This is a genomic window from Pseudomonas sp. PA15(2017) (assembly GCF_001945395.1).
In the GTDB taxonomy this organism is placed as follows: Bacteria; Pseudomonadota; Gammaproteobacteria; order Pseudomonadales; family Pseudomonadaceae; genus Aquipseudomonas.
Genome location: NZ_MSXV01000052.1, coordinates 224,380 through 239,234, shown reverse-complemented (window position 1 = coordinate 239,234; position 14,855 = coordinate 224,380). Strand labels below are relative to the sequence as shown.

The 14,855-nt window shown below is 64.2% G+C and carries 10 protein-coding genes; 6 read left to right on the top strand and 4 right to left on the bottom strand.

All coding sequences use genetic code 11. The features are described from left to right. Window positions 1–136: 136 nt before the first annotated feature. Window positions 137–1,879 carry a potassium/proton antiporter gene (locus BVH03_RS18480; RefSeq protein WP_075962520.1) on the bottom strand — a complete coding sequence of 581 codons (1,743 nt, stop codon included), beginning with the start codon at window positions 1,877–1,879 and terminating at the stop codon, window positions 137–139. Between the two features lie 150 nt (window positions 1,880–2,029). Then, window positions 2,030–3,001 carry an AraC family transcriptional regulator gene (locus tag BVH03_RS18475; RefSeq protein WP_075962583.1) on the bottom strand — a complete coding sequence of 324 codons (972 nt, stop codon included), beginning with the start codon at window positions 2,999–3,001 and terminating at the stop codon, window positions 2,030–2,032. Window positions 3,002–3,350: 349 nt separating this feature from the next. Between BVH03_RS18475 and BVH03_RS18470 the strand changes: the two genes are divergently transcribed. Together BVH03_RS18470 and BVH03_RS18465 are read left to right on the top strand one after the other, a co-directional pair. Next, a complete protein-coding gene (locus BVH03_RS18470) occupies window positions 3,351–5,576 on the top strand; it encodes a TonB-dependent siderophore receptor (protein ID WP_075962519.1) in 2,226 nt (741 codons plus the stop codon). A gap of 75 nt (window positions 5,577–5,651) precedes the next feature. Next, a complete protein-coding gene (locus BVH03_RS18465; RefSeq protein ID WP_075962518.1) occupies window positions 5,652–5,942 on the top strand; it encodes a DUF2218 domain-containing protein in 291 nt (96 codons plus the stop codon). Between the two features lie 12 nt (window positions 5,943–5,954). On the opposite strand, the gene ppx is transcribed toward BVH03_RS18465, so the two are convergent. Beyond that, window positions 5,955–7,460 carry an exopolyphosphatase gene (ppx, locus tag BVH03_RS18460; RefSeq protein WP_075962517.1) on the bottom strand — a complete coding sequence of 502 codons (1,506 nt, stop codon included), beginning with the start codon at window positions 7,458–7,460 and terminating at the stop codon, window positions 5,955–5,957. Between the two features lie 255 nt (window positions 7,461–7,715). Here ppx and trxA point away from each other — a divergent pair, with 255 nt between their 5' ends. The 4 genes from trxA to BVH03_RS18440 all read left to right on the top strand — a co-directional run bounded on the left by trxA (window position 7,716) and on the right by BVH03_RS18440 (window position 12,290). Then, window positions 7,716–8,042: a thioredoxin TrxA gene (trxA, locus tag BVH03_RS18455; protein WP_013789608.1), complete on the top strand. Its 327-nt coding sequence runs from the start codon at window positions 7,716–7,718 to the stop codon at window positions 8,040–8,042. A gap of 240 nt (window positions 8,043–8,282) precedes the next feature. Continuing rightward, the gene (gene rho, locus BVH03_RS18450) at window positions 8,283–9,542 is read left to right on the top strand and encodes a transcription termination factor Rho (RefSeq protein WP_075928645.1); all 1,260 of its coding nucleotides are present in this window, start codon (window positions 8,283–8,285) and stop codon (window positions 9,540–9,542) included. Window positions 9,543–9,858: 316 nt separating this feature from the next. Beyond that, the gene (gene ubiD / locus BVH03_RS18445; RefSeq protein WP_075962516.1) at window positions 9,859–11,325 is read left to right on the top strand and encodes a 4-hydroxy-3-polyprenylbenzoate decarboxylase; all 1,467 of its coding nucleotides are present in this window, start codon (window positions 9,859–9,861) and stop codon (window positions 11,323–11,325) included. Then, window positions 11,325–12,290: a CDP-6-deoxy-delta-3,4-glucoseen reductase gene (locus BVH03_RS18440; protein ID WP_075962515.1), complete on the top strand. Its 966-nt coding sequence runs from the start codon at window positions 11,325–11,327 to the stop codon at window positions 12,288–12,290. Before ubiD ends, BVH03_RS18440 begins: the two co-directional genes overlap by 1 nt. Before the next feature lie 181 nt (window positions 12,291–12,471). Here the strand turns inward: BVH03_RS18440 and fecA are convergent, their stop codons facing one another. Continuing rightward, window positions 12,472–14,847: a TonB-dependent Fe(3+) dicitrate receptor FecA gene (fecA, locus tag BVH03_RS18435; protein WP_075962514.1), complete on the bottom strand. Its 2,376-nt coding sequence runs from the start codon at window positions 14,845–14,847 to the stop codon at window positions 12,472–12,474. Window positions 14,848–14,855: the final 8 nt, after the last annotated feature.

Here is a 14,855-nt window from a genome sequence, read left to right as displayed (position 1 = left end):
GGTCATGATCGCGGGGGTGGAGTCCTGCTGAGTCTACAGACTGGTGAGAAGTCCCGCGCGGCGATCTGTCACGAGCTGCCGCGCATCAGCCCCACCGGCTCGGCAGGGCGCTGCAAGGCGCGCTATTGGGCGGCTGTCAGAACGACAAGCCAGGGCCCGGGCGGACGCCTTCGGGGAATCTGACGCCGACCTTGCGGATCTTGTTCCCGTCCATCTCGGCGACCGTCCAGGTCAGGCCCTGCCATTCGACCTGGTCGCCGACCACCGGCCCGCCACCGATCTGCTGGTTGATGAAGCGGCCTAGGGGCAGCGCAGGGTCCGCGTCGTCGGTGGCCAGGCCGTAGAGCGCGGCGATGGCGCCCAGCTGGGCATCGCCTTCGAGCACGAAGTCACCGAAGAAGCGCAAGTCCATGCCACGTTGCGGCGCCTGGCTGAACAGTTTGCCGAGGGCCGGCAGGTCGTGCTCGTGGCCGATCACGCAGAGCATGTCGCCGGCCTCCAGCACCGTACTGCCGGAGGGGTGCAGCAACTGGTGATGGCGAAACAGCGCGGCGACACGGGTGGAATCCGGCATCTTCAGGTCGCGCAGCGGCGCGCCGATACACCATTTTTCCGCACCCAGGCGATAGACGAACAGCTCCCACTGGCTGGTCGGGTGCACTTCCAGGCCGGCGCGGGAGATCGGCACCGGGTCGGGCGGCACCGTCACCTTGAGCGCCTTGGCGACCCACGGCAGGCTGGCGCCCTGCAGCAGCAGCGATACCAGCACGATGAAGAACGCCAGGTTGAAATACAGCTGGGCGTGGGGCAGCCCGGCCATCATCGGAAACACGGCAAGAATGATCGGCACCGCGCCACGCAGGCCGACCCAGGCGATGAACACTTTTTCCTTGGTGTGGAAGGCGCGAAACGGGATCAGCCCGACCAGCACCGACAGCGGCCGCGCGAAGAGGATCATCCACAGCGCCAGGCCCAATGCCGGCAGGGCGATGGGCAGCAGGTCGTGAGGTGTGACCAGCAGGCCGAGCACCAGAAACATGCCGATCTGCGCCAGCCAGGCCATGCCGTCGAGCATGTGCAGGATGCCGTGGCGCGAGCGGATCGGCCGGTTGCCCAGCACCAGGCCGCACAGGTACACGGCGAGGAAACCGCTACCGTGCAGGGCGTTGGTCAGGGCGAACACCAGCAGACCGCCACTGACCACCAGCAGCGGGTACAGACCGTGGGCCAGGTGCAGGCGGTTGATGATCTTCAGCAGCAGCCAGCCGCCGCCCAGGCCCAGCACCGACCCGATGCCGAATTCCTGCACCAGGTGGCCGAGGAAGCTCAGGTGGAATTCGCCCTGGCCCTTGGCGAGCATGTCGATCAACGTGACGGTGAGGAATACCGCCATCGGGTCGTTGCTACCGGATTCGATCTCCAGGGTGGCGCTGACCCGCTCGTTGAGGCCCTTGCCGCCGAGCAGCGAGAACACGGCGGCCGCATCGGTGGAGCCGACGATGGCGCCGATCAACAGCCCCTGCATCAGGCTCAGGCCGAACAGCCAGGCGGCGGCCATACCGGTCAACACGGTCGTGATCAACACGCCGACCGTGGCCAGCGACAGGGCCGGCCACAATGCCACCCGGAAACTGCCGACCCGGGTGCGCACACCGCCGTCGAGCAGGATCACCGCCAGTGCCAGGTTGCCCACCAGATAGGCGGTCGGGTAGTTGTTGAAGATGATGCCGCCGCCATCGACGCCCGCAACCATGCCGACGGCGAGGATGATGACCAGAATCGGGATGCCGAGGCGCGAGGACAGCGAGCTGACCATGATGCTCGCGCCGACCATGAGGGCGCCGACGAGCAGGAGGCTGTTGATGGTGCTGGCATCCAAGGCGGCAAGACTCCACAGGCAAAAGGCGAGCCCGATTCTAGCCTGCACGTCTGCGCCGCTGTCAAAAATAGTTACAAAGCCAGTCCGGGCCGCGGGATGAGAGGCTTGGCGAGTGTCCAGTAGCCTCGTTCGAGGTACCGAAGCGGGGTTTCAGAGTTTGCTGCGCACCTGCCTGGGCGTCAGGCCGAACTGGCGCTTGAACGCCGTGGCGAAATTGGCCGCACTGCCATAGCCTGCTCGCCAGGCGGCCTCGGTCACGCTGATACCGTCGCGTTCGAGGGCCTCGCGGGCCTGTTTGAGCTTGCGCACGCGCTGGTACTCGAACAGCGTCATGCCCTGGCTGGCCTGGAACTGGCGTTGCAAGCTGTTGATGTTGATGCCGGCCTCGCGGGCGATGGCATCGGTGTTCCAGTCATCGGCCTGGCCGCTGTCGAGCAGTTCCAGCACGCGGCGGATGCGCTGGTGTTCATGGGGGCGCAGGCCCTGCAACGGCTGCATGCCCTGCTGGCTGATCATCGCCAGGGCTTCGCTGGCGATTTCCAGGCTGCGGCTTTCCAGATAGAGATTCTCCAGCAACGGGTTGTAGCCCGGCGGGTTGAGTATCTGCTCGGCCAGGGTGCGCAGTCGCGCCGAGGGTTGCCAGCGCAGCATGGCCAGGTGCTGGCGGCTGAAGCGATCGATCGCCGCGCATTCGTTCTGGCCGTCCAGGCCGCCGGCTTCCAGCCACTGCGGCGACAGGCTGATCACCAGCTTGCGGATGTGGCTGCCGCGCCGTGCCTGGCGCGAGAACACCACCGGTTCGGCCAGCGACACCGCGATGCCTTCACCGCCCTTGTGCTCGCCACCGAAGCGCACCGCGCGGTCGTCATAGCGCACGTCGCTATGGCCGTCGAGAAACAGCACGAAGTTGAGGCGCGGCTGGATCTGCAATTGCGTACTGAAGGTGCTCAGCTCAAGGCAGTCGCTGCAATGCAGCGACAGGCCCGAGCGCAAGTGCAGCCAGCGCAGCTTGCCGCGAAACAGGTTGGCTTTCGAGGATTCGCTGTCGATCAGGCGCAACTGCGGGCCCAGATCAGGGCCGATCTGCCGGATCAGTTCCTGAGGATGAAGGACGGTGTTCATGATCGAGGCCTCGCGGCTGGCGTGACGGCTGAGGTAGGCGCTGATTCGGCGAGCGGTAGTCGCCGCACGGGGAAGGGCTGGCGCGAGTCCGAGTACCCGCTTGTGGCGGGCCAGGTGCCGATCACGAACCATGGATGGATTCGACTGCACCCCGATCGGAAACGCCTGGAGAGCCTAACGCCGGCCATCATGCAAATGCAAATGATTCCTAAGCGTAAGTGCCCGGCGGTTTGACCTGGCGCAAACATCTTCATTGTTTGCGCAAACCTTTCGGCGCCATTGGCATGAAAAAATCCGCCTATGCAAATACGAATCGATTGCGATTTTATTTTTTGGGAGGGGGCGGTTCATGAATGCAAGTCACGGGGTTTGGGCACTCAATCGGCTGGCGCTTGCCGTGCTGCTGGCGGGCGGCGCGGTTGCGGGCGTTCAGGCCGAGCAGCTCGATCAGGCCGTCGAACTCGAAGAAACGCGGGTCATGGCCACGGCCCAGGAAGAGCTCAAGCAGGCGCCCGGGGTCTCAGTGATCAGTGCCGAGGACATCCGCAAGGCGCCGCCGGCCAATGACCTGGCCGACATCATTCGCAAGCAGCCCGGCGTCAATCTGACCGGTAACAGCGGCTCCGGGGCACGCGGTAACAACCGGCAGATCGACATCCGCGGCATGGGGCCGGAGAACACCCTGATCCTGGTGGACGGCAAGCCGATCAGCTCGCGTAACGCCGTGCGTTATGGCTGGCGCGGTGACCGTGACACCCGTGGCGACACCAATTGGGTGCCGGCCGAGCAGGTCGAGCGCATCGAGGTGCTACGCGGCCCGGCGGCCGCGCGTTATGGCAGCGGCGCCGCAGGCGGGGTGATCAACATCATCACCAGAAAGGCCGGCCTCGAGCAGCACGGCAACCTCAGCCTGTACGCCAACGCGCCCCAGCACAGCGAGGAGGGCGCCACGCGGCGCTTCAACTTCGGCCTCAGTGGGCCGCTGGCCGAGAACCTGTCGTACCGCCTCTATGGCAACCTGAACAAGACCGACGCCGACGACGAGGACATCAACAGCGGCCATACCATCGACCCCACCGCGCGCGCCACCGCGGGGCGCGAAGGCGTGCGCAACAAGGACGTCAACGGCCTCTTGTCCTGGCGCCTGAACGACGAGCAGAGCCTCGACTTCGAGGCCGGCTTCAGCCGCCAGGGCAACATCTACGCCGGCGACAGCATGAACAACAGTGCCTCGGCAGCGCTGGCCGGTTTTCGTTCGCCCTGGCTGGGCCGCGAAACCAATGTGGTCTACCGCGAGAATTACGCCGTCACCCACCACGGCGACTGGGAATTCGGCACCACCCTGAACTACCTGCAGTACGAAAAGACCCGCAATCGCCGCTTGCAGGAGGGCCTGGCGGGCGGGCCGGAAGGCAATATCAACGGCAGCCTGTTCGGCACCATCGAACTGCAGAGCACCACGGCCCACAGCGAGATCAACCTGCCGCTTTCCGGGGCGCTGGAACAGGTGCTGACGCTCGGCGCCGAGTGGAGCGAGCAGCGCATGGACGATCCGTTCTCCAATACCCAGACCACCACCGAGGCGGGCTCGGTGCCCGGCATCGGCGGCAGTTCGCGGCCCACCGACGCGTCGGCGCGCATCGCCTCGGTGTTCGTCGAGGACAACATCGAACTGCGCCCCGGCACCACCCTGACGCCGGGCCTGCGCTTCGACCGTCACAGCGTGGTGGGCGGCAACTGGAGCCCATCGCTCAACCTGTCCCACGAACTCACCAGCGAGCTGGTGCTCAAGGCCGGCATCGCCCGTGCCTACAAGGCGCCCAACCTGTTCCAGCTCAACCCCAATTACCTGCTCTACAGCCGCGGGCAGGGCTGCTGGGGCGCTGGTGGCAGCTGCTACCTGCAGGGCAACGATGGCCTGGACGCCGAAACCAGCATCAACAAGGAGCTGGGCATCGAGTTCAAGCGTGATGGCTGGGTGGCCGGCATCACCTGGTTCCGCAACGACTACCGCAACAAGATCGAAGCCGGCAGAACCGCGGTCGGCAGCGCCACCGGTGGCAGCAATGCCGGCTATGCCAACGCCGACATCTTCCGCTGGGAGAACGTGCCCAGGGCGGTCGTCGAAGGCCTGGAAGGCACCCTCAACGTGCCGCTCAGCCCGGCGCTGGACTGGAGCACCAACTTCACCTACATGCTGCAGTCGACCAACAAGCAGACCGGCGAGCCGCTGTCGATCATTCCCGAGTTCACCGTCAACTCGACGCTCGATTGGCAGCTCAGCGAGCCTCTGGCCGTGCAGGCGACGGTAACCTGGTACGGCCGGCAGACACCCGGCAAGTACGACTACCAGGGCAACCTGCTGAGCGGGAATGCGCGCCGCGAGATATCACCCTATGCCCTGGCCGGCTTGAGCGGCACCTACCGGCTGGGCGACGGCTGGAGTGTCGGTGCGGGCATCAACAACCTGTTCGACAAGCGCCTGTACCGCGAAGGCAATGCCGTGCAGGCCGGTGCCTACACCTACAACGAGCCGGGGCGCACTTTCTACACCAGCCTGAGCTACGACTTTTGAGCCGCGCGGCGCGGGCCATGCGTTGCCCGCGCCGTTATCGCGACACCCATAAGAAATGAACCGTGAGAGCCCTGCATGATCCGTTTTCAAGGCGCCGTGGTCACCGCCTCGGCCACGCTGTACATGACCAAGCTGTGCAAGCACTTTCGCCACAAGATCGCTGTCGAGTTCGATGAGCACCAGGCCTGGGCGGATTTTCCGTTCGGGTCGTGCCGGATGTATGCCGATGCCCAGGGCCTGCGCTTCGCCTGCGAAGCGCCGGATGAAGATGCCGCGGCACGTATCCGCGCGGTGCTCGACGATCACCTGCCGCGGTTCGCCCGTCAGGAAGGCCTGGTCATCGCGTGGCAACCCGCACGCGCGTGAGCGAGGTTGCCGTCAGCTGACGGTCAGGGTCATGTCGATGCGCTTGAGCCACTCGGCTTCGCTTTCGAAATCCGCCTGGGTCAGCGGGTTGGCGGCCAGCCAGCCCTGGGGGAATTCGATGGCCAGGCTGGACGGGCCGACCTTCAGGCGCACCGTGGGCATGTTCTGGCTGCCACGAATGTGGTGGAACAGAATGGCGAAGCGCAGCAACACGCACAAACGCACCAGCTTCACGCCCTCGTCGCCGAACTCGGTGAGCTTTTCCCTGGGTATGTTGCGGCGGTGGCCGCGTACCAGTAGGGCGAGCATCTGCTGGTCCTGGCGCGAGAAGCCAGCCAGGTCGGAGTGCTCGATCAGGTAGGCGCCGTGCTTGTGGTACTGATAGTGGGCGATGTCCAGGCCGACTTCATGGACCTTGGCGGCCCAGCTGAGCAGTTCACGGTGCCAGTCGTCGGTCAGCTCCCAGTCCTTGGCGACTTTGTCCAACGCTGACAACGCCTTGGCTTCAACCCGGGCGGCCTGCTCCTGATCGACGTGATAACGCTCCATGAACGCCGACAGGGTGCGCTCGCGCACGTCTTCATGTTGATGACGGCCGAGCAGGTCGTAGAGCACGCCTTCGCGCAGCGCGCCTTCGGAATGGCTCATGCGGTTCAGCTCGCAGGCGTCGAAGATGGCTTCGAGAATCGCCAGGCCGGCCGGGAAGATCGGCCGGCGATCAGGCTTCAAACCGTCGAGGTCGAGGCGCTCGACATCGCCGAACTTGAACACCTTGCGTTTGAGCCAGGCCAGGCCTTCGGCGGTGACTTCACCGTTGTTGCTGAGCCCCGCGGACTGGATCGCCAGGCCGATGGCCTTGATGGTGCCCGAGGCGCCGACCGCATCCTGCCAGCCGAGGCGGTTCAGGCCGTGCTCGATACCCATGATCTCCAGGCGCGCGGCGGTGTAGGCCTGGGCATAACGGGCGGGGGTTATCTTGCCATCCTTGAAATAGCGCTGGGTGTAGCTGACGCAGCCCATCTGCAGGCTTTCACGCAGCAGCGGCTCGAAGCGCTGGCCGATGATAAATTCGGTACTGCCACCGCCGATATCGGCGACCAGGCGCCTGCCCGGCGTGTCGGCGATCGAATGGGAAACGCCCAGGTAGATGAGGCGCGCTTCCTCGCGACCGGAGATCACTTCCACCTGATGGCCCAGCAGCGCTTCGGCCCGGCGGATGAACTCGGCGCGGTTGCGCGCTTCGCGCAGGGCGTTGGTGCCGACGATACGCACCGCGCCCTGGGGCAGGCTGTTGGTCAGCTGGGCGAAACGGCTCAGGCAATCGAGGCCGCGTTGCATGGCCTCTTCGCTGAGCTGGCGCTGTTCGTCGATGCCCGCCGCCAGCTGTACCTTGTCACCGAGCCGTTCAAGAATACGGATCTCGCCATGGTCAGCTTTGGCCAGCACCATGTGAAAGCTGTTGGAACCCAGGTCGATGGCGGCGACCAGGGGGAAGGACTCGGAATGGGCTTGCGGCATGATCAGTCAATCTCGATGCAGAACCCCGCCATCGTGCCACGATAGGCCGCGCACGCCAACGGATACGCACGGTACAGGCATTGCGCCAGCTGTCCCTGGGCCGTCTCCCTCGCGCGTCACGGGCGGCCTCGCCCATTGGACGCGTCGATAGCCTCTATGGCTACGCTCAATGGCGGGCGCCTTCCTGTGTCACGCTAGCCGGGCTATCATGGCCGCCACTTTTATCGTTATTGCGTGCCAACACGGAGACTTCCCATGAGTGAATTCATCACCAATGTAAGCGATGCCAGCTTCGACCAGGACGTCATCCAGGCAGACGGGCCGGTACTGGTCGACTACTGGGCCGAGTGGTGCGGCCCATGCAAGATGATCGCCCCGGTGCTGGACGAAATCTCCAAGGAATACCAGGGCAAGCTGAAGGTCTGCAAACTGAACATCGACGAGAACCAGGACACTCCGCCAAAGTACGGCGTGCGTGGCATCCCGACCCTGATGCTGTTCAAGAACGGTAGCGTCGAAGCCACCAAGGTCGGCGCCCTGTCCAAGTCGCAACTGGCTGCCTTCATCGACGCCAACCTGTAAGCGTCGCCGAAAGGCCCCGTATACAACGGGGCTTTTTTCTGCCTGGAGGCTAGACGCCTTCGCAAAGCCGATGTTACATTCGGGGCCGTCGCTTTTCCTAAGCGACCCCCTGCACGCCGCTGCCGACGCATTCCTAATCGAACATTCGACAATAAAGCGGGCGCCTGTCGCCTCCTCGCGGTGCGGCCTCTCAAGCTCAATGCTTACCATTCCCTCCTCTTATAAATACGTCATTCCTATATGAATCTGACTGAACTCAAGCAAAAGCCGATTACCGAACTGCTGGAAATGGCCGAGCAGATGGGCATCGAGAACATGGCCCGCTCGCGCAAGCAGGACGTGATCTTCTCGTTGTTGAAGAAACATGCCAAAGGCGGTGAAGAAATTTCCGGTGACGGCGTGCTGGAGATTCTCCAGGACGGTTTCGGCTTTTTGCGCAGCGCAGACGCCTCCTATCTCGCCGGCCCCGATGACATCTACGTCTCGCCGAGCCAGATCCGCCGCTTCAACCTGCGTACCGGTGACACCATCGTCGGCAAGATCCGCCCGCCGAAAGAAGGCGAGCGTTACTTCGCCCTGCTCAAGGTCGACAGCATCAACTTCGACCGTCCGGAAAACGCCAAGAACAAGATTCTGTTCGAGAACCTGACGCCGCTGTTCCCCAACAAGCGCCTGACCATGGAAGCCGGCAACGGCTCCACCGAGGACATCACCGGCCGCGTGATCGACCTCTGTGCGCCGATCGGCAAGGGCCAGCGTGGCCTGATCGTCGCCCCGCCGAAAGCGGGCAAGACCATCATGCTGCAGAACATCGCCTCGAACATCACCCGTAACAACCCCGAGTGCCACCTGATCGTTCTGCTGATCGACGAGCGCCCGGAAGAAGTGACCGAGATGCAGCGCACCGTGCGCGGCGAAGTGGTCGCCTCCACCTTCGACGAGCCGCCGACCCGCCACGTGCAGGTGGCCGAGATGGTCATCGAGAAGGCCAAGCGCCTGGTCGAGCACAAGAAGGATGTGGTCATCCTGCTCGACTCCATCACCCGTCTGGCCCGCGCCTACAACACCGTGATCCCGAGCTCCGGCAAGGTGCTCACCGGTGGTGTCGACGCCCACGCCCTGGAGAAGCCGAAGCGCTTCTTCGGCGCCGCGCGTAACATCGAAGAAGGCGGCTCGCTGACCATCATCGCCACTGCGCTGGTGGAAACCGGCTCGAAGATGGACGAAGTGATCTACGAAGAATTCAAGGGTACCGGCAACATGGAGCTGCCCCTGGATCGTCGTATCGCCGAGAAGCGCGTATTCCCGGCCATCAACATCAACCGCGCCGGTACCCGCCGCGAAGAGTTGCTGACCGCCGAAGACGAACTGCAGCGCATGTGGATCCTGCGCAAGCTGCTGCACCCGATGGACGAGATCGCCGCCATCGAGTTCTTGATCGACAAATTGAAAGCGACCAAGACCAACGACGAGTTCTTCATGTCCATGAAGCGCAAGTAAGCGGATCTACTGCGCGAATGCCATGCTTCGTTGAAAACCGGCTCAGAAAGCCGCTTGCGGCTAACGCACTTTAGTGCGGCCCCGAAGGGGCGAGCGGAGCGAGTCATGCTCATGTACAAAAGTACACTCCGCTTTTTCGCCGGTTTTCGTGGGGGCGCCTAGCCCTCGCCTGACCTCCGCTCGCTACGATCCAGAATTTAGTGGTGGCACAAAAAAAGCCGGGGAAACCCGGCTTTTGTCTGTCTGTAGTATCGACTGTTCTGCAAGTCCGACTTCGGCGCTAAACTTTGCGCCCCGATTCGAATGAGGTTCCAGCATGCAGTATCGCGATCTGCGCGACTTTATCCGCGGCCTGGAAGCGCGCGGCGAGCTCAAGCGCATCCAGGCGCCGGTATCGCCGATCCTGGAAATGACCGAAGTGTGCGACCGCACCCTGCGCAAGGGCGGCCCGGCGCTGCTGTTCGAGAACCCCACCGGCCATAGCGTTCCGGTACTCGGCAACCTGTTCGGCACGCCCAAGCGCGTGGCGTTGGGCATGGGCGCCGAAGACGTTTCCGAGCTGCGCGAAATCGGCAAGCTGCTGGCCTTTCTCAAGGAGCCCGAGCCGCCGAAGGGGCTCAAGGATGCCTGGAGCAAGCTGCCGATCTTCAAGAAGGTCATCAGCATGGCGCCCAAGGTGCTCAAGGATGCGCCGTGCCATGAAGTGATCGAGGAGGGCGACGACGTCGACCTGAGCAAGCTGCCGATCCAGCACTGCTGGCCGGGCGATGTGGCGCCGCTGATCACCTGGGGGCTGACCATCACCAAGGGGCCGAACAAGGAGCGTCAGAACCTGGGTATCTACCGCCAGCAGGTGATCGGCCGCAACAAGGTGATCATGCGCTGGCTCAGCCACCGCGGCGGCGCGCTGGATTACCGCGAGTGGTGCCAGAAGCATCCGGGCAAATCCTATCCGGTGTGCGTGGCCCTGGGGGCGGACCCGGCGACCATTCTCGGCGCGGTAACGCCAGTGCCCGACACGCTCTCCGAATACGCCTTCGCCGGCTTGCTGCGCGGCCATCGTACCGAACTGGTCAAGGCCATCGGCAATGACTTGCAGGTGCCGGCCAGCGCCGAGATCGTTCTCGAAGGCGTGATCCATCCGAGCGAGACCGCGCCGGAAGGGCCATATGGTGACCATACCGGTTACTACAACGAGGTGGATACCTTCCCGGTATTCACCGTCGAGCGCATCACCCGCCGTCGCGACCCGATCTATCACAGCACCTACACCGGCCGGCCGCCAGATGAACCGGCGATTCTCGGCGTAGCGCTGAACGAGGTGTTCGTGCCGATCCTGCAGAAGCAGTTTCCGGAGATCACCGACTTCTACCTGCCGCCGGAAGGCTGTTCCTACCGCATGGCGGTGGTGACCATGAAGAAGCAGTACCCAGGGCACGCCAAGCGCGTGATGCTCGGCGTGTGGTCGTTCCTGCGCCAGTTCATGTACACCAAGTTCGTGATCGTCACCGACGACGACATCAATGCCCGCGACTGGAACGACGTGATCTGGGCCATCACCACGCGCATGGACCCCAAGCGCGACACGGTGATGATCGAGAACACGCCGATCGACTACCTGGATTTCGCCTCGCCGATTTCCGGCCTGGGTTCGAAGATGGGCCTCGATGCCACTCACAAGTGGCCGGGCGAGACCAATCGCGAATGGGGCCGCGCCATCGTCAAGGACGAGGCGGTCACCAGGCGGGTCGATGAAATCTGGAGCCAGTTGGGAATCGATTGATGAAGGTCACCCTGCAACCGTCCGGCGCGGTGCTCGACGTCGAAGCCGGCGAAGCCATCCTCGATGCCGCCCGGCGCCTGGGCTACACCTGCCCGCAAAGCTGCCGCAACGGCAATTGTCACGTGTGCGCCGCGCTGCTGATCGAAGGCCGCGTGCGCCAGAACGGCGCCGAGCTGGACCATGGTGAGCTGTACGCCTGCATCGCCGAGCCGCTGGAAGACTGCGTGCTGCACTGGGACGGCGTGTTGCTGCCCGGCGAACTGCCGGTGCGCAGCCTGGGTTGCCAGGTGGTGGGCTGCATCGACGCTGGCGGCGATGTGTGGCGCGTGCTGCTGCGGGCACCGGCCGGCAAGCCGCCGCGCTACCACGCCGGCCAGTACCTGCTGATCGAGCGCCAGGATGGCGAGAAGTCGGCTTTTTCCCTGGCCTCGGCGCCGCAGCAGGGCCGTGACCTGGAGCTGCACATTCTGGGGCGCGAAGCGAGTGCCTCGAATCTGTTGCAGCAGTTGCGCGAGCAGAGCACGGCGCGGGTGCAGTTGCCATTCGGCGACGCCCACCTGGCCGAGTTGCCGGACGGGCCGCTGGTACTGATCGCCGCAGGCACCGGAATGGCGCAGATGCACAGCCTCGTCGAGGAGTGCCGCTCGCGTGGTTTCGAGCATCCGGTGCATCTGTACTGGGGCGCGCGACGTCCCGAAGACTTTTATCAACTGCCCCATTGGGACGAGTGGCAGGCACTGCCCAATCTGTTCCTGCACCAGGTGGTCAGCGACCAGTGCGGCTGGCAGGGCCGCTGTGGTCTGCTACACGAGGCGGTTCGCGAGGACTTCGCGGATCTGCGTGCGCTGCACGTTTACGCCAGCGGCTCGCCGAGCATGGTCTACGCGACCCTGGATGCCCTGGTCGAGTCCGGCATGCACGCCCACCAGATGCGCGCAGACGTATTCGCCTACGCCCCACGCTGATCTCGCGCTTGCCGGGTAGCCGGGGGCAGAGCGCAGCGAAGCCCCGGGAGCAAGTTTCATCGCGGCATGGCAACAGGCTTGAAGAACGCTCCCCGCCCATCGCTGCGCTCGGTGACGGGCTGCTCAGTAGACCGGGCAGGGCGCAGCGAACCCGCGAGGTGGCTCGCCACCGCGCAACCGATCAGAACGCCAGCGACGTCTGCACGTACAGGGTACGTGGTTGGCCGAGGTACTTGCCGCTGTTGTTGTCGTCGAACGAGCGGGTGTAGTACTCACGAGCGAAAACGTTCTTGACCCCCACCGCGACCGTCAGGTCGGACAGCTGCGGGCCGAAATCATATGCGCCGCGTAGCCCCCAGACCATGTAGCCGGGAATCTCGCCGTTGTTGCCGGCGGTGTTTTGCGCTTTGGTATTGGCGTTGTCGGCGAACTGGCTGCTCTGGTAGCTGCCATCCACGCCCCACTGCCAAGGGCCGGTTTCATAGCGAGCCCCTACCACGCCCTTGTGCCGCGACGAGAAGGGCACCTGATTGCCCTTGTTGGCGCCATTCTCGCGAATCTCGGCGTCGACGAAGGTGTAGGTGGCGTACACCGACAGGCCGCTGAGTGCGGGGTTCAGCGCCTCGAGCGCGTAATTGAGGCTGCTTTCCACGCCACGATGACGGGTCTCGCCGCGTGCGGTGACGTCGTTGGTCTGCTGGTTGCTCTCGTACTGATTGTCGAAGTTGATCAGGAAAGCGCCGATCTCCGCCTGCAGCAGGCCATCGTCATAGCGGGTGCCGAGTTCCCAGGTACGGGCTTTCTCCGGCTCGACGTCGCCGCTGGCCAGCGCCTTGCCCATCTGGCTGTACTGCACGGCGCCGAACGAGCCTTCGGTGTTGGCGTACAGGTTGACTCGATCATTGACCCGGTACAGCACGTTCAGCGCTGGCAAGGCGGTATTGTAGCGTCCGGCGGCGCGGCTGCCGTTGATCTTGTTGTCCTGGCGGGAGGCGATCTTCTCGTAGCGCACGCCAGGGGTGATGGTCCAGTTGCCGATATCGATACGGTCATCGATATACACCGCACTGGCTTCGGTTTCGCCGCGGCTGTTACGGTCTCGCAAGCTGGCGGTGCTGGGCAGTACGCCGGTGCTGGTCGGGTTGCGGAAGCGCTGCTCGTGGCTTTCTTCGCTGACATAGCGGTAACCCACGCCCACTTCGTGGTGCAAGGTGCCCGTGTCGAAGGCTTGCGAGTAGCGGGTCTCGATGCCGCGCACCCAGTATTCGCGTGGCGACAGGGAGAGGAAGTTGCCTTGCTCGAGGAAACCGCTGCGCAGGGTCTTGGTAAAGAAACTGGTCACGCTGAGTTCGCGATCGGCATCCGGTGTGTAGACGTAGCTGGCGCTGGCCAGGGTGCGGCGGCCCCAGAAACTGTCGTAGGGACGGGTGGATTGGTACGGGTCGGCACCGAAAGCCGCGGTGCTGAGGCCCCCTGGCATGTCGGCCTGCCCTTCGTAGTACTGACCCATGGCCGAAAAGGTATGCACATCGTCGGCGCTGTACTTGCCCTTGAGGATCAGGTCGTCGATCTGCGTATCGCTATGCTGGCGCCAGTCGCTGCCGCGGGTACCCGAGTAGAGCAGCGCGCCACCCAGGCCATTGTCGTTGGTGCCGCCGACTAGCAGATTGCCGGTCTTCTTGAAGCCATCCTGGCTGCTCGAAGGGCTGACTTCGGTCTGCAGGCCGCCCTTGAGGGTCGGCTGGTCAGGGATGGCGCGGGTCACGAAGTTGACGATGCCGCCGACGTTCTGTGGGCCATAACGTACCGCGCCGCCGCCACGCACCACATCGATGGCATCCATGTTGCCCAGGGAGATCGGGGCCAGGGATAGCTGTGGCTGGCCATAAGGGGCGAAGGGCACCGGAATGCCATCCATCAGTACCGTGGAGCGCGAGGCCAGGCGTGGGTTGAGGCCTCGGATACCGAAGTTGAGCGCCAGGTCATGGCTGCCGGTGCCATTGTTTTCCGGCGCGTTGACACCGGGAATGCGGTTGAGCACTTCCCGGGCACTGCTGGCCCCCACCTGCTCGAAGGTTTCGCGGCGAATCACGTCGCGAGCGCCAGGGTGGTTGTACACATCGAGCGCCTCGGCGCTGCCGAGCCAATCCCCCACCACGCTGGAGGCCTGCAACTGCAGTGGTTCGCCATGTGCAGCGCTGCGCAAGGTATGCAGGCGGTAACCGCCGCCAGCGTCTCGCTCGGTGCTCAGATCGCTGCCCTGCAGCAACCGGGCAAAGCCTTCATCGACGCCGTAATTGCCCTTCAGGCCTGCGCTACTCTTGTCGGCGGTCAGGGCGGGGTCGAAGGACAGCAGCACGCCACTTTGCGCGGCGAAGCGCGACAGGGCTGCACCCAGCGGGCCGGCGGCCACGTCATAGCTGCGGGTTGCCGTATTGGTCGCGAGGCTTTCAGCGGCCACGGCCAGGTTGATCGGAAGTATGCTCAGGGTGCCAAAAGTCAGGCCGATGGCGAGGGTGAGCGGGTGACGGCTGGTAAAGAACGTGAGCGAGACCATGGTGCCCT

Coding starts and splice junctions, on each gene's coding strand:
- BVH03_RS18470 (WP_075962519.1), top strand. CDS start 3,351: ATGAATGCAAGTCACGGGGTTTGGGCACTCAATCGGCTGGCGCTTGCC.
- BVH03_RS18475 (WP_075962583.1), bottom strand. CDS start 3,001: ATGAACACCGTCCTTCATCCTCAGGAACTGATCCGGCAGATCGGCCCT.
- ubiD (WP_075962516.1), top strand. CDS start 9,859: ATGCAGTATCGCGATCTGCGCGACTTTATCCGCGGCCTGGAAGCGCGC.
- fecA (WP_075962514.1), bottom strand. CDS start 14,847: ATGGTCTCGCTCACGTTCTTTACCAGCCGTCACCCGCTCACCCTCGCC.
- trxA (WP_013789608.1), top strand. CDS start 7,716: ATGAGTGAATTCATCACCAATGTAAGCGATGCCAGCTTCGACCAGGAC.
- rho (WP_075928645.1), top strand. CDS start 8,283: ATGAATCTGACTGAACTCAAGCAAAAGCCGATTACCGAACTGCTGGAA.
- ppx (WP_075962517.1), bottom strand. CDS start 7,460: ATGCCGCAAGCCCATTCCGAGTCCTTCCCCCTGGTCGCCGCCATCGAC.
- BVH03_RS18440 (WP_075962515.1), top strand. CDS start 11,325: ATGAAGGTCACCCTGCAACCGTCCGGCGCGGTGCTCGACGTCGAAGCC.
- BVH03_RS18465 (WP_075962518.1), top strand. CDS start 5,652: ATGATCCGTTTTCAAGGCGCCGTGGTCACCGCCTCGGCCACGCTGTAC.